This window comes from Aminobacter sp. UC22_36, assembly GCF_044056035.1.
GTDB lineage: Bacteria > Pseudomonadota > Alphaproteobacteria > Rhizobiales > Rhizobiaceae > Aminobacter.
The window spans coordinates 3,294,314-3,314,017 of record NZ_CP171996.1; the positions used below are offsets into that span (position 1 = coordinate 3,294,314).

Below are 19,704 nucleotides of genomic sequence, written 5' to 3' on the forward strand. Positions count from 1 at the left end.
TAGATCGGCCGAGTGCATCGTTCACACAAGTCAGCAAAGACCGAACACCGCGTTCAACGATTGAACACGATCGACAGGGAGTTGCACCGGCGAGATCGGATCGCTACATCCCCGACATGAAGGTAAAAGACGCCGATATCATCATCGTTCCCGGATACACCAATTCGGGGCCATCCCACTGGCAGAGCCGCTGGGAGGAAAAACTGTCGACCGCGCGCCGCGTCGAGCAGGACGAGTGGTCGAAACCGGTGCGCGAGGATTGGACGGCCAAGGTTATCGCCGCCGTCAACGCGGCGGAACGCCCGGTTGTGCTTGTTGCGCACTCGCTCGGCATCCCGACAGCGATCCACGCCATTCCCGGCTTCAAGAAACATGTGGCGGGCGGTTTCTTCGTTGCGCCCCCAGACGTTTCCAATCCGGCGATCCGGCCCAAGCACCTGATGACGTTCGGCCCCTACCCGCGCGATCCGCTGCCGTTTCCGTCCGTCGTGGTCGCCAGCAGCAATGACCCCTATTGCAAGCTCGACGTCGCCGAAGACATCGCCGCCGCATGGGGCTCGCTGTTCGTCGAGGCCGGTGAAGCCGGCCACATCAATGCCGATTCAGGCTTTGGCCCCTGGCCCGAGGGGTCGATGGTGTTCGCGCAGTTCCTGTCGCGGCTGGAAGGCTGAAAGCCTCCGATCTGAGCTATCGGTCACGCGTCCAAGCGGACGCGTGACGTTTTAGCCCAGCGACTTGTTGAGATCGGCAAGCAGCCTGGCCGCGCCACTTGAAATCAGCTGGTGCTCGGATCCCGTCGCCAGCAACTGGTAGCCCATGTCGACGAACCGCCCTGCGATGGCAGGGTCGGTGACGTAGATACCGGCATGCTTGCCGGCAGCACGGGTCCGCCTGCCGACATCGGCGACGGTTTCCATCATGTCCTCGAGCGTCGAATTGATCGTCTCGCCCTTCGTCCAGGCGATCGAGAAATCGCCAGGCCCAAGGAAAATGCCGTCGATGCCGGGTGTTTCCAAAATACCGTCAAGCACAGCAACTGCGGCATGGGTCTCGACCATGGCGAACGAGACTGTGCGGGCGTTGCTCTCGCGCAGCCACTTGATCGAATCCTTGCTGCCGTGGCGGGGCGCAGCAAAGGTCGGGCCCCAGGAGCGTTCGCCCAGCGGCGGATATTTCATGGCGGCGGCAAAGCGCCTGGCGTCGTCGACAGAATTGACCATAGGGGCGATGACCGCCTCGGCGCCGAAATCGAGCGCACGGCTTGCCATATCGAATCGACCGACGGGAATCCGCACGATGGGGTGCTTGTCGGCCCGCAGCACAGGCGCGATCGAACGCAGCACGCTGTCTTCGTTGTGGCCGCCATGCTGCATGTCGAGGGTGACGGCACCGAAGCCCTGCCCGGCCAGGATTTCGACTGTCAACGCATCCGGCACACCAGACCATGCGGTGATGATGGTCTCGTTGGCGTGCAGTCTTTCGGCAAGCGACATGTTTCTCTCTCCCAGAGCCCTGTCCATTCCGATTGCATCGGAATGGGGCTCTATCTAGGTGTTGGAGCATGACCTGTCCGAAAACCGGTCCCGCCTTTACGGGGTCATGCTCCGAGCAGCGCTATTTCATCTGGAAGCAGCCTGAGGCGCAAACAAAAACCGCCCGGAATCCGGGCGGCTCGTTGGTCCAGAAAACTGGGGCCCAGCTTTGATCTCTGGATCAGGTGTTCTTGATCTGGTCGATCGCCTGCGCCATCAGTTCGTCCATGGTACGGCGGATCTGATGGTCGGACTGGTCGACGCCGGCCTTGTCGAAATCAGCGCGGATCTTGCGGAACACGTCATGATCGCCGGCTTCCTCGATGTCGGAAACAACGACTTCCTTGGCGTAGGCGTCGGCGTCAGCGCCCGACTTGCCAAGCTTTTCGGCAGCCCAGAGGCCGAGCGCCTTGTTGCGCCGCGCATTCGCCTTGAAACGCAGCTCCTCGTCAAAGACGAACTTGCGCTCAAAACCTTCTTCGCGGTCCTTCATGTTGCTCATGGCAATCCTCCAGGGAGTAGGAAATCGATTCGACTTCCGGTGCATATGATATCGACTTCCTCAAACCAAAAGCCCGGCGCCCGGTCAATATCTCTCTTTTGCACCGTTTGCGTGTGCGCTGCGGCATTTCCGTACCAAAAGGCGTTGATTGGCAGGAAATGATGATTGAGCAATGGGCCCGATTAAGATAGAGACCGGCCTTGAAACCCACAGCCGCCGCGGCTTTGCGGCGTGAGAAAGGGACCGGTAACTTGCCGTCCACCCTTCCAACCAGAGAAACATTCAGATGAAGAATCGCCGCCGCATCTACGAAGGCAAGGCCAAGATCCTTTATGAGGGCCCCGAGCCGGGCACCCTGATCCAGTTTTTCAAGGACGATGCCACCGCCTTCAACAAGAAGAAGCATGAGGTCGTCGACGGCAAGGGCGTGCTCAACAACCGCATTTCCGAGCACATCTTCAACCACCTGAACCGCATGGGCATTCCGACCCACTTCATCCGCCGGCTCAACATGCGCGAGCAGCTGATCAAGGAAGTCGAGATCATCCCGCTCGAAGTCGTGGTGCGCAACGTCGCCGCCGGTTCGCTGGCCAAGCGCCTGGGCATCGAGGAAGGCACCGTGCTGCCGCGCTCGATCATCGAATTCTACTACAAGGCCGATGCGCTCGACGATCCGATGGTCTCGGAAGAGCACATCACTGCCTTTGGCTGGGCAAGCCCGCAGGAAATCGACGACATCATGGCACTCGCCATCCGCGTCAACGACTTCCTCTCCGGCCTGTTCATGGGCGTCGGCATCCAGCTCGTGGACTTCAAGATCGAATGCGGCCGCCTGTTTGAAGGCGACATGATGCGCATCGTCGTTGCCGACGAGATCTCGCCCGACAGCTGCCGCCTGTGGGACGTCGCCACCCAGGACAAGCTCGACAAGGACCGTTTCCGCCGCGACATGGGCGGGCTGGTCGAGGCCTACCAGGAAGTGGCGCGCCGCCTCGGCATCATGAACGAAAACGAGACCCCGCGTCCGACCGGACCGGTTCTCGTCAAGCACTAACAGCAACGGGCGCGACCACAGTCGCGCCCGAAACATTTCCAGTCGACCTTTCGGAGTGAAATGCCCGTGATCAAGGCCCGTGTCACCGTCACCCTCAAAAACGGCGTCCTCGACCCGCAAGGCAAGGCGATCGAGCATGCGCTCGACGGCCTCGGCTTCGGCGGCGTCGGCTCGGTGCGCCAGGGCAAGGTCTTCGACGTCGAAATCGACGGCATCGACAAGGCCAAGGCCGCAGCCGACCTCAACGCCATGTGCGAGAAGCTTCTGGCGAACACGGTGATTGAGAATTACGCAGTGGAGATTGCCTGACGTGAAATCAGCCGTCGTCCTTCTCCCCGGCCTGAACCGCGACCGCGACATGATCGCGGCGCTGACCAAGATTTCGGGCAAGGCGCCCGTCACCGTCTGGCAGACCGACACGGAAATCCCCGATGTCGACCTGATTGCCATTCCCGGTGGCTTCTCCTTCGGCGACTATCTGCGCTGCGGTGCGATCGCGGCCCGCATGCCGGTGCTGCGCGCGGTGGCCGAGAAAGCCGCCAAGGGCGTGCAGGTCGTCGGCGTGTGCAACGGCTTCCAGATCCTGGTCGAGGCTGGCCTTTTGCCCGGCGCCTTGATGCGCAACAATTCGCTCAAGTTCGTCTGCCGCGAGGTAAAGCTCGAGATTGCCAACGCCAACACCGCCTTCACCCGCAACTACGCGGCCGGTCAGATCATCCGCTGCCCGGTGGCGCATCATGACGGAAACTATTTCGCCGATCCCGAGACGCTTGCGCGCATCGAGGGCGAAGGCCAGGTGGTGTTCCGCTACGCCGAGGGCACCAATCCGAACGGCTCGATCAACGACATTGCCGGCATCATCAATGACAAAGGCAACGTGCTTGGGCTGATGCCGCACCCGGAAAATCTGATCGAGGCAGCGCATGGCGGCAATGACGGCCGCGCGCTGTTCGAGAGCGCACTCGGGCTGCCCAAGGCAGCCTGAGCGGACGCCAGGAAATTTCCTTCACTTCATCCATCTGAACACTTCATCCATCTGAAAAAGGCGGACATCGGCGCATGAAGTCACTGCGGATTATGGCGGCAGCAGCCGCGGTCATTGGTCTCGCAGCCTGTAGTTCGAGCCCGAAGACGCCGGCGCCGTCGTCGTCCGGCAAGAGTGCCTCGCTGCGCTCGATGGAACAGGTGGCGATCGCAGCGCACAAATGCTGGTTCGCCAGCAAGGATCCGGCCTTCGCGAAATACCAGATGGCCAACGAGCTCAACAATTTCGGCGGCACGCCGCGCTTCCTGCTGGTCCCAGCCAAGCAATATGGCGCGCGACCGCTGCTCGTCGTGCAGGCGCAGGGCAATTCGAGTCAGGTCCAGGTGTTCGGCCCGCTGATGGACCAGGCACTCGGCGCCCGCATCGGCTCGGATATCACCCGCTGGCGCTCGGGCAACCCGTCCTGTACCGGCACCGCCTGACGCGCGGCCAACGGCCAATCTCGACTGAAGAAAGAGGTGGAGGCACCGGGGAGCGCCTCCACCAATGTCGAACTGCCCGTGGGTCGGGACAATCCGAAAAATCCGGGACCATCAGTCGTAGAAGGGGCGAAGCCCTTCGCGATAGGCATCGCACCGCGAGATGCCGATATCCGACAATTGATCATCCGTGAGCTCCAGCAAGGACATCCGGGTGCGGCGGCGCTCGATACAATGCGCCAGCCAGCGCATCAGCCGGTAGAGACCATTTGCTGGATTGCGGAGAATGCCACGCTTCGCCTGTGAAGATGCACCTGCGACGCCCCCGCCAATTGCATCTATTGTACTCATCTCGATGATCCAAATTGTATCTATTTCTGATGACAATTGCTATGAATTGACTCAGACATGATCGCAATATACGAATTGTCACCATGACAATTTGGCTTCCTGATCTCTCATCCGGTGCCGGGCCGCTTTACCTGCGGCTCGCCGAGCGTATCGAAAGCGACATCGATAGTGGTGTTCTGGCCTCCGGAACCAAGCTGCCGCCACAACGCAACCTCGCCTATGACATCGGCGTGACCATCGGCACGGTCGGGCGTGCCTATGCGCTGCTGCGCGAACGCGGGCTGGTCAGCGGCGAGGTCGGGCGCGGCACTTACATTCTGGCGCGACACAGTGAGCAGGTGGTGCCGAGTCCGGTCTCGACCCTGCCCCTCGAAGGTTCGCGCGCCGTCGAAGCGCCACCGGGAAAGTTGCATTTCGACAGCACCGCCGCCCCCAATGTCGGCCAGAGCAAGGCAATCGAGACAATCTTGGCGACGATCAGCCGGAACAATCCCGACGACGTGACGAGCTACACCAGGACCTTTCCGGAACACTGGTTCGAGGCGGGCAGCGCCTGGCTGTCGCGCAACGGCTTTCGTCCCGCCCCCCGATGCGATCGTGCCGACGCTCGGCGCCCATGCGGCGGTGATGGCAACCATCGCTGCAGTGACACAGCCGGGCGACCACATCCTGTTCGAACATGTGACCTACACCCAGATCGCGCGCAGCGCCGGGCTGATCGGCCGGCGCATGGCGCTGGTCAATTCCGACCAGCACGGCATCGTCCCCGACGACTTCGAGGCGGTCTGCGCACAAAAACACCCCAAGCTGGCGTTCCTGATGCCGACCGCCCAGAACCCCACGGGCGTGATCATGCCGGCCGAACGGCGCGCGGCGATTGCCGCGATTGCCCGCAAGTACAATGTGCTGCTGGTCGAGGACGACCTCTATGGCGCGTTGACGGACGACCGCACGCCTCTCTTGGCCGAGTTCGCGCCGGAACGCGTCTTCGTCGTCGGTGGCCTGTCGAAGTCGGTGGCGGCGGGCGTACGTGGCGGCTGGGTTTCGTGCCCGGCGCATTTCCGGCACAGCATTCGCGTCGCCCACAAGATGGTGACCGGCGGCATGCCGTTCCTTTTGGCCGAGCTCTGTGCGCAACTGGTGCTGTCAGGCGAGGCTACGGCAATCCGCGCCCGCGCGATTGCCGAGATCAATGCACGCCTGGGCGCTGTGCGCGCAGCACTGGAAGGCTACGATTTCAACATCACGGCCAACATCCCGTTCGTCTGGCTGGCGCTGCCGGAACCCTGGAATTCCGGCACGTTCAAGAATGCCGCTTATGGCCAGGGCGTGCTGATCGACGACGAGGACGAGTTCAAGGCGGGCCGCTCCGACCAGGTCTTCCACCGCGTCAGGATAGGCATTTCCGCGCCACGCACACGCGGTGACGTCGAAAAGGGGCTGGCCAAGGTCCGTCGCCTGCTCGACGAGGGCGATGCCGGCTACGACAGTTTCGGCTGAAGCGGGCGCCAGCCTGCGGCAGCTGGCTGTTTCCGTGCCATAAAGGGTGACTTTCTGGCCATTGACGGTATATCCCGGGCCAATCATGCGCTATGGAGCCACCAACGCTCCCCCAACGGATTCTGCGATCTACGATGACCATTCAGAATGACGTGAAGATCACCGGCGAACTCATCGCCGCGCACGGGCTCAAGCCGGACGAATACCAGCGTATCCTTGACCTTGTCGGACGCGAGCCGACCTTCACCGAACTCGGCATCTTCTCGGCGATGTGGAACGAGCACTGCTCGTACAAATCGTCGAAGAAGTGGCTGCGCACGCTGCCGACAAAGGGTGATGTCGTCATCCAGGGCCCGGGCGAGAATGCCGGCGTTGTCGATATCGGCGACGGCGACTGCGTGGTCTTCAAGATGGAGAGCCACAACCACCCGTCCTTCATCGAGCCCTATCAGGGTGCGGCGACGGGCGTTGGCGGCATCCTGCGCGACGTCTTCACCATGGGCGCGCGCCCGGTGGCTTCGATGAATGCGCTGCGTTTCGGCGCACCCGACCATCCCAAGACCCGCCATCTGGTTTCGGGCGTTGTTGCCGGTGTCGGCGGCTACGGCAACGCCTTCGGCGTTCCGACCGTCGGCGGTGAGGTCAATTTCGACGCCCGCTACAATGGCAACATCCTGGTCAACGCCTTTGCCGCCGGTCTCGCCAAGACCGATGGCATCTTCCTGTCGCAAGCCAAGGGTGTGGGCCTGCCGGTGGTCTATCTCGGCGCCAAGACCGGCCGTGACGGTGTCGGCGGCGCAACCATGGCTTCAGCCGAATTCGACGACAAGATCGACGAGAAGCGCCCGACCGTGCAGGTCGGCGACCCATTCACCGAAAAATGCCTGCTCGAGGCCTGCCTCGAACTGATGGCATCGGGCGCGGTCATCGCCATCCAGGACATGGGTGCCGCGGGTCTCACCTGCTCGGCCGTCGAGATGGGTGCCAAGGGCGATCTCGGCATCGAACTCGACCTCGACAAGGTGCCGGTGCGCGAAGAGCGCATGAGCGCCTACGAGATGATGCTGTCGGAGAGCCAAGAGCGCATGCTCATGGTGCTGCGCCCCGAAAAGGAAGAAGAAGCCGAGGCGATCTTCGTCAAGTGGGGCCTCGACTTCGCCATCGTCGGCAAGACCACCGACGACCTGCGTTTTCGCGTCCTCCACCAGGGTGTCGAAGTCGCCAACCTGCCGATCAAGGAACTCGGCGACGAAGCTCCCGAATATGATCGCCCTTGGATTGAACCGGCCAAGCGTGCGCCGCTTGCTACCGACGACGTTCCACAGGCCGATGTCGCCGACGCGCTGCTCAAGATGCTCGACGGGCCCGACCTGTCGTCGCGCCGCTGGGTGTGGGAGCAGTACGATACGATGATCCAGGGCAACTCGTTGCAGCGCCCGGGCGGCGACGCCGGTGTCGTCCGTGTCGAGGGCCATGCCACCAAGGCGCTGGCATTTTCGTCGGACGTCACGCCGCGCTATTGCGAGGCAGATCCCTATGAGGGCGGCAAGCAGGCCGTCGCCGAATGCTGGCGTAACCTGACCGCCACCGGCGCCCTGCCCCTGGCAGCGACCGACAACCTCAATTTCGGCAACCCCGAGCGGCCTGAGATCATGGGCCAGTTCGTGCGTGCCGTGACCGGCATCGGCGACGCCTGCCGCGCGCTCGGCTTCCCGATCGTCTCGGGCAACGTCTCGCTCTACAACGAGACCAATGGCCAGGGCATCTTGCCGACACCGACAATCGGCGGCGTCGGCCTGATCGACGACTGGTCGAAGATGGCCAAGGCCTGCTTCGCCAAGGACGGCGAAGTCATCCTGCTGGTCGGCGGACCAGCCCAGTGGGGCAGCCACCTCGCCCAGTCCATATACATGCGCGACGTTCACGGCCGCACCGACGGCCCGCCACCGGCAGTCGACCTCGAGCACGAAAAGAAGGTTGGCGACTTCGTCCGCAAGCTGATCCGCAACGGCCAGGCTACCGCCGTGCACGACCTGTCCGACGGCGGCCTTGCGGTTGCGCTCGCCGAAATGGCGATGGCCTCAGGCATCGGCGCCACGGTTCCCGGCCTGAGCGGCACCAACCCGATTCCGGTGTTCTTCGGCGAAGACCAGGGCCGATACCTAGTGACCGTCAAGCTTGAACCGAAGTCGGCCGAGATGCAGGAATTGTGGAACGAGGCCAAGGCGCTCGGCATCCATGCACCGTGGATCGGCACGACCGGCGGCCAGGAATTGAAACTAGGCGAGGCGCGCGCCATATCCATCGACGAGTTGACCACGGCTCACGAATCCTGGTTCCCTCGGTTCATGAACAACTGATCGGGGAAAACGACATGGCAATGGACGCACACGACATCGAGCGCATGATCAAGGAAGGCATTCCGGATGCCCGGGTGACCATCCGCGATCTCGCCGGCGACGGCGACCACTATGCCGCCGAGGTCGTGTCGGAAAGCTTCCGTGGCAAGACCCGCGTGCAGCAGCACCAGATGGTCTATGACGCGCTGAAGGGCAATATGGGCGGCGTGCTGCATGCGCTCGCCCTTCAGACCAGCATTCCGGAATAACATCCCTCGCCCACCCGATACCCGACAGCTCAGGCACTGACAGCGAACAGATCGCCCGGCGCGCCTATGCGGCGTTTGCCGAGCGTTATGACGCGGCGGCGCCAACCAAGCCGCACAATGCGCTTTATGAGCGGCCAGCTTCGCTGGCGCTGCTCGGCGACGTCGCCGGGCTTGCCGTAATCGACGCCGGCTGCGGTTCCGGCATCTACTTGGAGAAGCTGGCGAAACAGGGCGCCAGGATTCGCGCCTTCGACATAACGGCGCTGGCGCGGAAACGTTGCGCCGGCCTCGACGTCGACATTCGCGAGGGCGATCTTGCCAAGCCGCTCGACTGGATCGAAAGCGACAGCGCCGACGCGATCTTGTGTTCACTGGCGCTCGACTATGTCGAAGACCTCAAGCCGGTCTTTGCCGAATTCCGCCGCATCGCACGGCCGGGAAGGCGGCTGGTCTTTTCGATGGGGCACCCGATGCGCGACTGGGGTGATCCGCGCACGCGTGGCGACGCCAACTATTTCGCGACGAATCGTTGGGGCCTGCATTGGGGCGGCTTTGGCGAGCCGAACCCTTACATTGAATCCTACCGGCGGCCGCTGCAGGACATCTTGAACGGCCTGAGCGATGCCGGCTGGCGCCTTGACCGTTTCGTCGAGCCGGTTCCGGTGCCCGAGATGGCGACTGTCGACCCGGAGCACTTTGCCGAACTGAGCCGGTCGCCTGCTTTCGTCTGCGTACGGGCGATCAAATAGGCCAGAAGGCACAAAGCCTCGACATCGATTGTTCGATCTTTTATCGGGGAGGTTCCACAAAACAGGGACCTGCTGCTCATGTCATTGATCAACGACCTGGTCCAAGGCGTCGTCGACGGCGTGCTGAAGGACATTCTGAAGAAACCGACGGGCACGTCGAAGCGGACCCGCAGGCGCAAGCGCGCGACCACGACGAGTTCGGCGACGCTGCGCCAGATCGAGAAGCTTCTGAGGCCAGCCAAGAAGCAGACGAGCCGCAAGCGCACGGTGCGTTCGCGCTCGAAAGTACGCCGTCGCGCTTGAACGCCGCGATTGAGGCAGAGCCAGAACGGAAGAACATCACATTTTCCGGATTTCGGGTCGACGCGACGCTTGGAATGCTCGACTGTTGCAACCACATAGTGGCAAATGCTAGCAGTCTAACGAACATTGCCGGACGTCGCTCCGGCCAGATCTGAGGTTTAGGGCGCCATGAGCGGAATCAACGAATACATCGATAGCGAAGTGAAGAGCCAGGATGTCGTGGTTTTCATGAAGGGCACGCCCGGCTTTCCGCAGTGCGGCTTTTCCGGCCAGGTCGTCCAGATCCTCGATTACCTCGGGGTCGACTACAAGGGCGTCAACGTCCTGACCTCGAACGATCTTCGTCAGGGCATCAAGGACTACTCCAACTGGCCGACGATCCCCCAGCTCTACGTCAAGGGCGAGTTCGTGGGCGGCTGCGACATCATTCGCGAGATGTTCCAGGCCGGCGAGTTGCAGTCGTTCCTTGAAGAGAAGGGCGTGAGCGTCAAGGGCGCCGCCTGATCTAAGAATTACCGGCTCCGGCCTGTTCCGGGGTCCCGTTTGTGACAAATGCGCCGGCTTTCCGGCGCATTTCCGTTTGAATTGGATTCCGAATGGAACAGAAAGTCTCTCCGAGCGCCCAGCAGGGCGTGTTCCCGATTCCGCGTTGGGAATTCATCGCGCTGGCAGCAGCATTGATGGCCGTCAACGCGCTTGCTGTCGACATCATGCTGCCGGCGCTGCAGCAGATCGGTGCAGCGCTCAATGTCGAGAGCGAGAACCACCGCCAATATGTGATCACCGCCTATTTCGCTGGCCTCGCGCTGGCACTGCTTGCCTATGGCCCGATCTCCGACCGGTTCGGCCGGCGCAAGCCGCTGCTGTTCGGCCTCGGCATCTACGTGCTCGCGGCCTTTGCCGCTGCCTTCGCGCCAAGCTTCGAAACCCTGCTGGCATTGCGCTTCGTCCAGGGCATTGGTGCAGCCTCGACGCGCGTCATTGCGGTGTCGGTGGTGCGCGACCGCTTCGGCGGCCGGCAGATGGCCGAGATCATGTCGTTGATCTTCATGGTGTTCATGGTCGTGCCGGTGGTGGCGCCCGCCATGGGGCAGATCGTCATGCTGTTTTCGGAATGGCACATGATTTTCATCGTCATGGCGGTGTCAGCACTGGCGATTACGCTGTGGGCGGCAATCCGCCTGCCCGAGACGATGCATCCCGAGGATCGGCGACCGCTGTCGGTGCTGTCGATCGCCCGGGGCTTCCGCACAGTGCTCACCACGCGCATGTCGCTGTGGTACACGCTGGCCTCGATGACCATCTTCGGCGCGCTGTTCGGCTTCATCAACTCGGCGCAGCAGGTCTATGTCGGCCTCTACGGGCTCGGCGTGTGGTTCCCGGCAGTGTTTGCGGCCATCGCGGGCATGATGTCGGTGTCGTCGTTCCTCAACTCGCGCCTCGTCGTCAAGTTCGGCATGCGCAAGCTGTCGCACGGCGCCCTGATCGGCTTTTTGCTGGTGAGCATGATCTGGCTCGTCTGGTCGCTGACCGGGCCGGTGCCGTTCCCAGCCTTCATCGTGCTGTTTGCTCTGGCGATGTTCCAGTTCGGCTGGATCGGCTCGAACTTCAACTCGATCTCGATGGAGCCGCTCGGCCATATCGCCGGCACGGCATCCTCTGTGCAGGGTTTCATGCAGACCCTGGGCGGCGGCATGATCGGTGCGGCCATCGGCCAGTCCTTCGACGGCACGACGGTGCCGCTGGCGATTGGTTTCTGCGGCGTGGCCTCGATTGGCCTGGTGATGGTGCTGATTGCCGAGAAGGGCAAGCTGTTCCGCGGCCAGCATGATCCGAAGCCGGCAGTTGCCGAGATCCACTGACAACGTCGGCGGCGTACAGCCTCTGAAACAGAAACAGCCCGAAAACCTGGCGGTTTTCGGGCTGTTCGTTTTGATGACCCTGTCGACCTCAGCCAGCCATCAGGCTGGTGAAATCGAACAGCTTGCGATCGAGCAGATGCGAGGGCCGTGTGTTGGACAGCGCCCGCAGCATGGTGTCCTTGCGGCCCGGCATGCGCCTTTCGATATCGTCGAGCATCGCCTTCATGGCGTTGCGCTGCAGGCCTTCCTGGCTGCCGCAGAGGTCGCAGGGGATGATCGGAAACTTCATGCCCTCGGCGAACTTGGCCATGTCGGCCTCGGCGCAGAAGGCCAACGGCCTCAGAACCATGACGTCACCCTCGTCATTGAGCAGCTTGGGCGGCATGGCGGCAAGGCGGCCACCATGGAACAGGTTCATGAAGAAGGTCTCGAGAATATCCTCGCGATGATGGCCGAGCACAAGCGACGAGCAGCCCTCCTCACGCGCGATGCGGTAGAGGTGCCCTCGCCTGAGCCGCGAGCACAGCGAACAATAGGTGCTGCCCTCCGGCAGCTTGTCGGTGACGACCGAATAGGTGTCGCGATACTCGATGCGGTGAGCAATGCCATTGGCGTTGAGATAGTCGGGCAGCACATGCTTCGGAAAGTTCGGCTGACCCTGGTCAAGATTGCAGGCAAGCAGATCGACCGGCAGCAGGCCGCGCCACTTGAGATCCATCAGGACAGCGAGCAAGCCATAGGAATCCTTGCCGCCCGACAGCGCCACCAGCCAACGCTCGCCGGGCCTGGCCATAGCGTAGTCTTCGATCGCCTGGCGTGTCTGGCGCAGCAGCCGCTTGCGCAGCTTGTTGAACTCAACCGAGGACGGGGCGTCGCCATAGAGCGGGAATGCGCCCTCCGCAGGCTCGGCCAGCGCGTCCTGTTCGTGAATGCCCATCGGTCCGGTCCTTCAATCCACGGCGCGCAGATGCGGGACAGCGCTGCCGCCAGCGGTATTCCGCAAATTCAGGCGCCGCGCAAGGCATGCACCCAAAACGAAAAGAGCGGCCGTTGCCGGCCGCCCTTTGAAATTCGATGCTATCCGAGGATTAGCGCGAATAGAATTCGACGACGAGGTTCGGTTCCATCTGCACTGCGTACGGAACGTCCGACAGGCCAGGAACGCGAGCAAAGGTCGCGACCATCTTGTTGTGATCGACTTCGATATAGTCAGGAACGTCGCGCTCGGCGAGACCAACGGCCTCAAGCACGATGACCAGCTGCTTCGACTTCTCGCGGACTTCGATCACGTCGCCAGCCTTGCAGCGGTAGGACGAGATGTTGGTGCGCTTGCCGTTGACGTTGACGTGGCCGTGGTTGACGAACTGACGGGCAGCGAAAATGGTCGGCACGAACTTGGCGCGGTAGACAACCGCATCCAGGCGCGACTCGAGCAGGCCGATCAGGTTCTCGGAGGTGTCGCCCTTGCGGCGGTTTGCCTCTTCATAGGTCTTGCGGAACTGCTTTTCCGAAACGTCACCGTAGTGACCCTTCAGCTTCTGCTTGGCGCGCAGCTGCAGACCGAAGTCCGAGAGCTTGCCCTTGCGGCGCTGGCCGTGCTGGCCGGGGCCGTATTCACGCTTGTTGACCGGGGACTTCGGGCGGCCCCAGATGTTCTCGCCAAGACGGCGATCGATTTTGTATTTCGCGGATTCGCGCTTGCTCATCGCATTCCCTTTCAAAACGATACACCCGAAACCTCGTGTTTCGAGTGAAGGAAACGCGCCCTCCTCTGGCCCCCGTTTTCGGAGCCTGACAGGACCTTCCACGCACGCTTTGCGGAAAAGGTCCACGGGACACGTCAAATGAAACACCGGGCGTTTCGGCCCGGCGTTGGCGGCTAACTAGGCGAAACACTTGACATTGTCAACGCTTGGGGCGCCAGCCGGCTCATTTCGCATCATGGAAGATGACGCCCAGCGTGAAACGCTCGCCACTGTGAATGCGGCTGACGCCGTGGCGCATCTTGACGCGATAGTCGCCGCGCGTGCCGGCCTTGGGCCGGTCGTTGACGGCAAACAGCGCGCCCTGCCCGATGCCGAGCGGTACCACTTCGGCGCGCGATTGCATACGCGGACGCTGTTCGGTCATGACGAATTCGCCGCCGCCAAACTCGGATTGCGGATCGGAGAGCAGAATCACCAGCTGAACCGGAAACAGATGGACGCCGTACACGTCCTGATGCAGGCAGTTGTAGTCGCCAGCGCCGTACTTCAGCAGAAGCGGTGTCGACTTGGCCTGGCCATCGGCATGACATTCGGCAAGGAAGGCTTCGAGATCTGGTGGATAGCGCCTGATGAGCCCCATGCGCTCGTTCCAGCCGTTGGCGAAGGGAGCAAGACGTCGGTAGAAGCCGTGACGAAATCCAGCCACCACATCCGGAAGCGGATTGGCGAAGTACTTGTATTCGCCGGAGCCAAATCCGTGCCGCTGCATGACGATCCGGCTGCGGAATTGTTCGTCCCTGTCATAGAGTGACCGAAGCTTCAGGCAGGTCTCGCGATCGAGCAACGGGCCGGTCGGTGCTGCCCCGAACTCATCAAGGTCGCTGACGATTCGCTGCCAATCCAGGCTCGAAACGATCTTGTCGGCATTCATGGCGGCGCTCCATCTCAGGTTGGAGGCCGAGGTTAGGCCGTAACGTCAGTCGCCGCATACCGATTCCTGCGCGGCTGAAGCGGGTGGAACTGCGATCATGCACCGAGATCGAACGTTTCCCGTGCCTGGCGCATGTGGTCGCGATTGCTCGCCGCCCAGCTGCCGAGGGCTGCGATCGGGATGGCAATCGACTGCCCGAGCTCAGTCAGCCCGTACTCGACCTCCGGCGGCGTGGTCGGCCGTACCGTACGCGTCACAAGCCCGTCGCGCTCGAGCGAGCGCAAGGTCACCGTCAGCATGCGCTGCGAAATGCCTTCGATGGAGCGCTTCAGAGCGTTGAACCGTACCGGCTGCTCCTGAAGGTTGATGATGACAAGGATGCTCCAGGTGTCGCCGACGCGGTCGAGCACCTCACGAATAGGGCAAAGGTTACGGCCATCGGCTTCGAAGCCGGGCGTGGTGTGCAGCAGTGGCACCGCGGAAGCGGGTCTTGTCGGGGCGTTCATGCGGTTCTCCTGAGGTAACCTAGGCACGAAATCATGCGTTCTTTTCGCATCCGTCAGTTCGATCTATATGGTTATCGTTGGTAACTTGATTACAGATCATACCTGCTTTTGCCACGGAAGGCAAAACAGGCCGAACAAGGAGAACAGTCATGAAAATAGCTCTCATCGGCGCATCCGGCTTTGTCGGCACCACCATTCTCAAGGAAGCAGCCTCGCGCGGCCACAAGGTCACGGCTATCGTCCGCAGCCCCGAGAAGGTCGCCCAGTTCGACGGCGTCACTGCGGTCAAGGCCGATGCCAGCGACGCTGAGGCGCTGAAGGCTGCGATCTCAGGCTGCGACATCGTCATTTCAGCCTTCAACGGCGGCTGGGGCGATCCCGACATCTATTCCAAGCATCTCGCCGGCTCGAAGGCGATCGTCGCCGCAGCCAGGGCTGCCGAAAAGCGCGTGATCGTGGTTGGTGGCGCCGGCAGCCTGGAAGTCGACGGCAAGCAGCTCGTCGACGGCCCGCACTTCCCTGACGCCTACAAGGACGGCGCACGCGCGGCACGCGACGCGCTCGCGGCACTGCGTGCGGAGACTGACGTGGAATGGTCCTTCATCTCACCCGCCATCATGATGGCGCCCGGCGAACGGACCGCAAAATTCCGTATCGGCGGCGACCAGCCGGTGTTCGACGCCAAGGGCGAAAGCCACATCTCGGTTGAAGACCTCGCCGTCGCCATTGTCGACGAGGCCGAAGCGCCTAAGCATACGGGCAAGCGCTTCACCGTCGGCTACTGATCGGACTGCCGGGGCTCAGTGCACGACGCCGAAAATCGGAATCGATTTTCGGCAAGGATCATGCACAGATTTAAAGTGCTACAGCGTCCTTTGCGCGTCCAATTGGACGCGCGGCGCTGTGGTGCTTTGTCTTGTGCTCCGGCAAGCCCTTGTGCTTGGTCTCGGCAAACTCTTCGAGCTGCTTTTCGGTCATCGACTCGTACATGTCTTTCGATGCGCCGACCAATTCGCTCTTCTTGATCTCGCCGCGCTTGGCGGCGAGCGCCGCTCCGGCGGCTTTCTGCTGAGCTCTTGACGTGGCAGGCATGGCGTTCTCCTTACCTCTCGAGTTTGGGAAACGCCTGCTGCGCCGTCATGTTCCTTCGACGGCCAGCCCAAATCCCTGCATCAGCCGGCGCGTGGCGAAATCGGTGCGCTCCGATGTGAAGACCGCGATGTCGGGACCGGCGTCATCGCGCCTGCCGCGTGAGCCATTGAGCAACGACAGCGCGCGGCGCGCGATCGCCTCGGCCGGATCGATCCAGTCGACCGGCCAGGGTGCGGTCTTGCGCATGCGATTGACCAGGAACGGGTAGTGCGTGCAGGCGAGCACGACGATGTCGGTGCGCCGGCCGTCCTGCTCGATGAAGCAAGGGGCGATCTCGTCCTTGACCGCCTGCTCGTCGACAAAGCCGTCGCGCATATAGGTCTCGGCCATCTGCGCCAGCCTGTCACTGCCGACCAGCCGGACATGGCATTTCGTCGCCCATTGGGTGATCAGGTCGCGCGTGTACTGGCGCTTGACCGTACCCGGCGTCGCCAGCACCGACACCAGGCCCGAACGTGTGCGCTCGGCGGCCGGTTTGATCGCCGGCACGGTGCCAACAAAGGGATGGCCGGGAAACGCCTGGCGCAGCGCATCGATGACAAGCGTCGACGCGGTGTTGCAGGGAATGACCGAGATCTCTGGATCGAAGCGTTCGAGCAGGTGGCCGAACAGATCGAGAATACGTGCCTTGAGTGCCGGCTCTTCCCACGCACCATAGGGAAACGCCGCGTCGTCGGCGACATAGACGAAACGGTGCTCGGGCATCAGCACGCGCGCCTCGCGCAGCACCGTCAGCCCGCCAATGCCTGAATCGAACATCAGGATCGGGCGGTCAGTCATTGTCGAGCCCCCTGCCGCCGACCGGCGGCGTGTCGGCCTCATCAGCGCCCGCGCCGCCGGAATGGGCGGCATGATCGACCTTCGCCTTGCGATCGGGATAGCCAGCGCCACGCGGCTCCTTGGGCGAGAAATAGTCAAGCGAGGCAACCACGCCACGCAGAACCTTGAGTTCGGGTGCGAAGAAGCCGGCCCGGGTCAGCACCGAGCGCAGATTGTCGACCATCTTGGGCTTCTTGGCCGCCGGGCGGAAATAGCCGCGCGCGTCAAGGGCGGCCTCTAGATGATTGAACAGCCCGTGCAGTTGATCCTTGGTCGCCGGTGCCATTTCGGGGCTTGTGAAATTGGTCTGGGTCTCGTCTTCCAGGCCGGACTTCATCCATTCATAGGACATCAACAACACCGCCTGGGCGATGTTGAGCGAGGCGAACCTCGGGTCGACCGGGAAGGTGACGATCTCGTCGGCAAGGCTCACTTCTTCGTTGTAGAGGCCGAAGCGCTCGCGTCCGAACAGGATGCCGGTGCGCTGCCCTGCCACGGCGTGGCTTCGCAGCATTCGCCCCGCCTCGACTGGACCGGCGACACGCTTGAAGCCATCGCGTTCACGCGCGGTGGTGGCAAAGACGAAATTGAGATCGGCGACAGCGGATGCAAGGTCAGGGAAGACAACCACGCCGTCGATGACGTGATCGGCATTGCTCGCGGCTGCCCTCGCCTTCTCGTTCGGCCAGCCGTCGCGCGGATTGACCAGCCGAAGCTCAGCCAGGCCGAAATTGGCCATGGCACGCGCCACCATGCCGATGTTCTCGCCGAGTTGAGGCTCGACGAGAACGATGACCGGTGCTGTTGGCTGAGCTGGGATAGAAGTGTCTGACATCGTTGCGATTGAACCGAGAATTGCGCCTTTTGCGCGTCCCTGACATATTTGCGCGCGAAAATGAAGTTCCGGTAAGGGCCAGCCATTGTGGACGACCTTGCAGAACAAATCCGGGCGCTCATCGGCGACGACCCGAATGGCGGTGAAATCCGCATGTTCGGCGGCACCTGCTTCACCCTCAACGGCAACATGATGGTCGGCACCATGAAGGATGGCGGCCTGCTCGTGCGCGTTGGCAAGGATCAGGAGGCGGCGGCACTCGCCCTGCCCGGCGCGACCCGCATGAACTTCACCGGCCGCGAGATGAAGGGCTTCATCATGGTGGCGCCGGACGAGCTCAGCGAGGACGCCATCAACGGCTGGATTGCCATGGCCTCGCGCTTTGTTGGGCCGATGCCGCCGAAAAAGCCCACAAAGAAATGACTTGCGCGGCTGCGACCGCGCGTGTCGGCCGGGGCGATTCATACATTGTCAGCAGACACATCCAAGGTAGCAAGGGCAATCATTTGCGCGGTCCGATTCGCTTTGGTATAGGGGCCGCACTCCCAATCGTGAACCCTCCGGAACCGGCTGGTTCCAGGCAAGAAGAGGCATTTTCCCATGGCGAAGATCAAGGTGGCCAAGCCCGTCGTCGAGCTCGACGGCGATGAGATGACCCGCATCATCTGGCAGTTCATCAAGGACAAGCTGATCCACCCCTATCTCGACCTCGACCTCGAATATTACGACCTCGGCATCGAACACCGCGACGCCACCAACGACCAGGTGACGATCGACGCCGCCAACGCCATCAACAAGCACGGCGTCGGCGTGAAGTGCGCCACCATCACCCCCGACGAGCAGCGCGTCGAGGAGTTCAAGCTCAAGAAGATGTGGAAGTCGCCCAACGGCACGATCCGCAACATTCTGGGCGGCACGATCTTCCGCGAGCCGATCATCATGAAGAACGTGCCGCGGCTGGTTCCCGGCTGGACCAAGCCGATCATCGTCGGCCGTCACGCCTTCGGCGACCAGTACAAGGCGACCGATTTCAAATTCCCGGGCAAGGGCAAGCTGTCGATCAAGTTTGTCGGCGACGACGGCCAGGTGATCGAGCACGACGTCTTCGACGCCCCGGGCGCCGGCGTTGCGATGGCCATGTACAACCTTGACGAGTCGATCCGCGAATTTGCCCGCGCCTCGCTGAACTACGGCCTGCTGCGCAACTATCCGGTCTATCTGTCGACCAAGAACACCATCCTCAAAGCCTATGACGGCCGCTTCAAGGACATCTTCCAGGACGTCTACGAAAAGGAATTCGAGGCCGAGTTCAAGGCGCGCAAGCTCTGGTACGAACACCGCCTCATCGACGACATGGTTGCTTCGAGCCTGAAGTGGTCGGGCGGTTATGTCTGGGCCTGCAAGAACTATGACGGCGACGTGCAGTCGGACACCGTGGCCCAGGGCTTCGGCTCGCTCGGCCTGATGACCTCGGTGCTGATGACGCCGGACGGTAAGACGGTGGAAGCCGAAGCTGCCCACGGCACCGTGACCCGCCACTACCGCCAGCACCAGAAGGGCGAGGAAACCTCGACCAACTCGATCGCCTCGATCTTCGCCTGGACCCGTGGCCTCGCCCACCGCGCCAAGCTCGACGACAATGCCGACCTCAAGAAATTCGCCGAGACGCTGGAGCGTGTCTGCATCCAGACCGTGGAAAGCGGCTTCATGACCAAGGATCTGTCGCTGCTGATCGGTCCGGACCAGCCCTGGCTGTCGACCACCGGCTTCCTCGACAAGATCGACGAGAACCTGCAGAAGGCGATGAGCTGATCCGTTCGGCTTGAACGA

Annotated in this window: 24 protein-coding genes and 1 pseudogene; 15 read left to right on the forward strand and 10 right to left on the reverse strand. The window is 62.2% G+C overall.

Features of this window, described 5'->3' with window-relative positions; translation table 11 throughout:
• Positions 1–116 precede the first annotated feature (116 nt).
• Complete coding sequence (locus ACHMW7_RS19560; RefSeq protein WP_395447190.1) at positions 117–671, forward strand: RBBP9/YdeN family alpha/beta hydrolase; 555 nt, start codon at positions 117–119, stop codon at positions 669–671.
• A gap of 51 nt (positions 672–722) precedes the next feature.
• Here the strand turns inward: ACHMW7_RS19560 and ACHMW7_RS19565 are convergent, their stop codons facing one another.
• On the reverse strand, positions 723–1,493 hold the full coding sequence (locus tag ACHMW7_RS19565) for an HpcH/HpaI aldolase/citrate lyase family protein (RefSeq protein WP_395447191.1): 771 nt from the start codon (positions 1,491–1,493) through the stop codon (positions 723–725).
• A gap of 220 nt (positions 1,494–1,713) precedes the next feature.
• Positions 1,714–2,034 carry a DUF1476 domain-containing protein gene (locus ACHMW7_RS19570; RefSeq protein ID WP_184768969.1) on the reverse strand — a complete coding sequence of 107 codons (321 nt, stop codon included), beginning with the start codon at positions 2,032–2,034 and terminating at the stop codon, positions 1,714–1,716.
• 286 nt (positions 2,035–2,320) lie between these two features.
• On the opposite strand from ACHMW7_RS19570, the gene purC reads away from it, so the two are divergent.
• The 4 genes from purC to ACHMW7_RS19590 all read left to right on the forward strand — a co-directional run bounded on the left by purC (position 2,321) and on the right by ACHMW7_RS19590 (position 4,555).
• Positions 2,321–3,088 (forward strand): phosphoribosylaminoimidazolesuccinocarboxamide synthase, encoded by a 768-nt coding sequence (gene purC / locus ACHMW7_RS19575; RefSeq protein WP_108607864.1) that lies wholly within the window; start codon positions 2,321–2,323, stop codon positions 3,086–3,088.
• 66 nt (positions 3,089–3,154) lie between these two features.
• The gene (purS, locus tag ACHMW7_RS19580) at positions 3,155–3,397 is read left to right on the forward strand and encodes a phosphoribosylformylglycinamidine synthase subunit PurS (protein ID WP_395451373.1); all 243 of its coding nucleotides are present in this window, start codon (positions 3,155–3,157) and stop codon (positions 3,395–3,397) included.
• A 1-nt stretch (position 3,398) separates the two neighbouring features.
• The gene (purQ, locus tag ACHMW7_RS19585; RefSeq protein WP_395447192.1) at positions 3,399–4,073 is read left to right on the forward strand and encodes a phosphoribosylformylglycinamidine synthase subunit PurQ; all 675 of its coding nucleotides are present in this window, start codon (positions 3,399–3,401) and stop codon (positions 4,071–4,073) included.
• Between the two features lie 74 nt (positions 4,074–4,147).
• Positions 4,148–4,555, forward strand: a complete 408-nt coding sequence (locus tag ACHMW7_RS19590) for a hypothetical protein (RefSeq protein WP_395447193.1) — start codon at positions 4,148–4,150, stop codon at positions 4,553–4,555.
• Between the two features lie 111 nt (positions 4,556–4,666).
• On the opposite strand, the gene ACHMW7_RS19595 is transcribed toward ACHMW7_RS19590, so the two are convergent.
• Positions 4,667–4,903: a DUF1127 domain-containing protein gene (locus ACHMW7_RS19595; RefSeq protein ID WP_395447194.1), complete on the reverse strand. Its 237-nt coding sequence runs from the start codon at positions 4,901–4,903 to the stop codon at positions 4,667–4,669.
• An 83-nt stretch (positions 4,904–4,986) separates the two neighbouring features.
• Here ACHMW7_RS19595 and ACHMW7_RS19600 point away from each other — a divergent pair.
• The 7 genes and pseudogenes from ACHMW7_RS19600 to ACHMW7_RS19630 all read left to right on the forward strand — a co-directional run bounded on the left by ACHMW7_RS19600 (position 4,987) and on the right by ACHMW7_RS19630 (position 11,925).
• Positions 4,987–6,403 (forward strand): annotated as a pseudogene (locus ACHMW7_RS19600) (PLP-dependent aminotransferase family protein).
• Between the two features lie 134 nt (positions 6,404–6,537).
• Entirely contained in the window at positions 6,538–8,763 is a 2,226-nt protein-coding gene (gene purL / locus ACHMW7_RS19605) for a phosphoribosylformylglycinamidine synthase subunit PurL (RefSeq protein ID WP_395447195.1), read from the forward strand.
• A 14-nt stretch (positions 8,764–8,777) separates the two neighbouring features.
• Complete coding sequence (locus ACHMW7_RS19610; protein WP_263007320.1) at positions 8,778–9,011, forward strand: BolA family protein; 234 nt, start codon at positions 8,778–8,780, stop codon at positions 9,009–9,011.
• A gap of 209 nt (positions 9,012–9,220) precedes the next feature.
• Positions 9,221–9,760, forward strand: coding sequence for a class I SAM-dependent methyltransferase (locus ACHMW7_RS19615; protein ID WP_395447196.1), 540 nt, complete (start codon positions 9,221–9,223; stop codon positions 9,758–9,760).
• Positions 9,761–9,838: 78 nt separating this feature from the next.
• Positions 9,839–10,063 carry a hypothetical protein gene (locus tag ACHMW7_RS19620; protein ID WP_395447197.1) on the forward strand — a complete coding sequence of 75 codons (225 nt, stop codon included), beginning with the start codon at positions 9,839–9,841 and terminating at the stop codon, positions 10,061–10,063.
• A gap of 168 nt (positions 10,064–10,231) precedes the next feature.
• Positions 10,232–10,567: a Grx4 family monothiol glutaredoxin gene (grxD, locus tag ACHMW7_RS19625; protein ID WP_214385146.1), complete on the forward strand. Its 336-nt coding sequence runs from the start codon at positions 10,232–10,234 to the stop codon at positions 10,565–10,567.
• A 92-nt stretch (positions 10,568–10,659) separates the two neighbouring features.
• On the forward strand, positions 10,660–11,925 hold the full coding sequence (locus ACHMW7_RS19630) for a multidrug effflux MFS transporter (protein ID WP_395447198.1): 1,266 nt from the start codon (positions 10,660–10,662) through the stop codon (positions 11,923–11,925).
• Positions 11,926–12,013: 88 nt separating this feature from the next.
• Here ACHMW7_RS19630 and ttcA read toward each other — a convergent pair whose 3' ends face one another.
• From ttcA to ACHMW7_RS19650, 4 genes are all read right to left on the reverse strand, one after another.
• Entirely contained in the window at positions 12,014–12,862 is an 849-nt protein-coding gene (gene ttcA / locus ACHMW7_RS19635) for a tRNA 2-thiocytidine(32) synthetase TtcA (protein WP_395447199.1), read from the reverse strand.
• A 151-nt stretch (positions 12,863–13,013) separates the two neighbouring features.
• On the reverse strand, positions 13,014–13,631 hold the full coding sequence (gene rpsD, locus ACHMW7_RS19640) for a 30S ribosomal protein S4 (RefSeq protein WP_115732354.1): 618 nt from the start codon (positions 13,629–13,631) through the stop codon (positions 13,014–13,016).
• 223 nt (positions 13,632–13,854) lie between these two features.
• Entirely contained in the window at positions 13,855–14,562 is a 708-nt protein-coding gene (locus ACHMW7_RS19645; RefSeq protein WP_395447200.1) for a 2OG-Fe(II) oxygenase, read from the reverse strand.
• Positions 14,563–14,657: 95 nt separating this feature from the next.
• A complete protein-coding gene (locus ACHMW7_RS19650) occupies positions 14,658–15,068 on the reverse strand; it encodes a winged helix-turn-helix transcriptional regulator (protein WP_395447201.1) in 411 nt (136 codons plus the stop codon).
• A gap of 149 nt (positions 15,069–15,217) precedes the next feature.
• Between ACHMW7_RS19650 and ACHMW7_RS19655 the strand changes: the two genes are divergently transcribed.
• Positions 15,218–15,853: an NAD(P)-dependent oxidoreductase gene (locus ACHMW7_RS19655; RefSeq protein ID WP_395447202.1), complete on the forward strand. Its 636-nt coding sequence runs from the start codon at positions 15,218–15,220 to the stop codon at positions 15,851–15,853.
• Between the two features lie 70 nt (positions 15,854–15,923).
• Here the strand turns inward: ACHMW7_RS19655 and ACHMW7_RS19660 are convergent, their stop codons facing one another.
• From ACHMW7_RS19660 to ACHMW7_RS19670, 3 genes are read right to left on the reverse strand one after another with little or no spacing between them, the layout of a single operon-like run.
• Complete coding sequence (locus ACHMW7_RS19660; RefSeq protein ID WP_395447203.1) at positions 15,924–16,160, reverse strand: DUF3008 family protein; 237 nt, start codon at positions 16,158–16,160, stop codon at positions 15,924–15,926.
• A gap of 45 nt (positions 16,161–16,205) precedes the next feature.
• Positions 16,206–17,000, reverse strand: a complete 795-nt coding sequence (gene murI / locus ACHMW7_RS19665) for a glutamate racemase (RefSeq protein ID WP_395447204.1) — start codon at positions 16,998–17,000, stop codon at positions 16,206–16,208.
• Entirely contained in the window at positions 16,993–17,874 is an 882-nt protein-coding gene (locus tag ACHMW7_RS19670) for an RNA methyltransferase (protein WP_395447205.1), read from the reverse strand. The genes murI and ACHMW7_RS19670 overlap by 8 nt, the downstream gene beginning before the upstream one ends.
• Before the next feature lie 87 nt (positions 17,875–17,961).
• Here ACHMW7_RS19670 and ACHMW7_RS19675 point away from each other — a divergent pair, with 87 nt between their 5' ends.
• Both ACHMW7_RS19675 and ACHMW7_RS19680 read left to right on the forward strand, forming a co-directional pair.
• Positions 17,962–18,297, forward strand: coding sequence for a TfoX/Sxy family protein (locus tag ACHMW7_RS19675; protein WP_395447206.1), 336 nt, complete (start codon positions 17,962–17,964; stop codon positions 18,295–18,297).
• A gap of 177 nt (positions 18,298–18,474) precedes the next feature.
• Complete coding sequence (locus ACHMW7_RS19680; protein ID WP_395447207.1) at positions 18,475–19,686, forward strand: NADP-dependent isocitrate dehydrogenase; 1,212 nt, start codon at positions 18,475–18,477, stop codon at positions 19,684–19,686.
• The last annotated feature ends 18 nt before the right edge of the window (positions 19,687–19,704 follow it).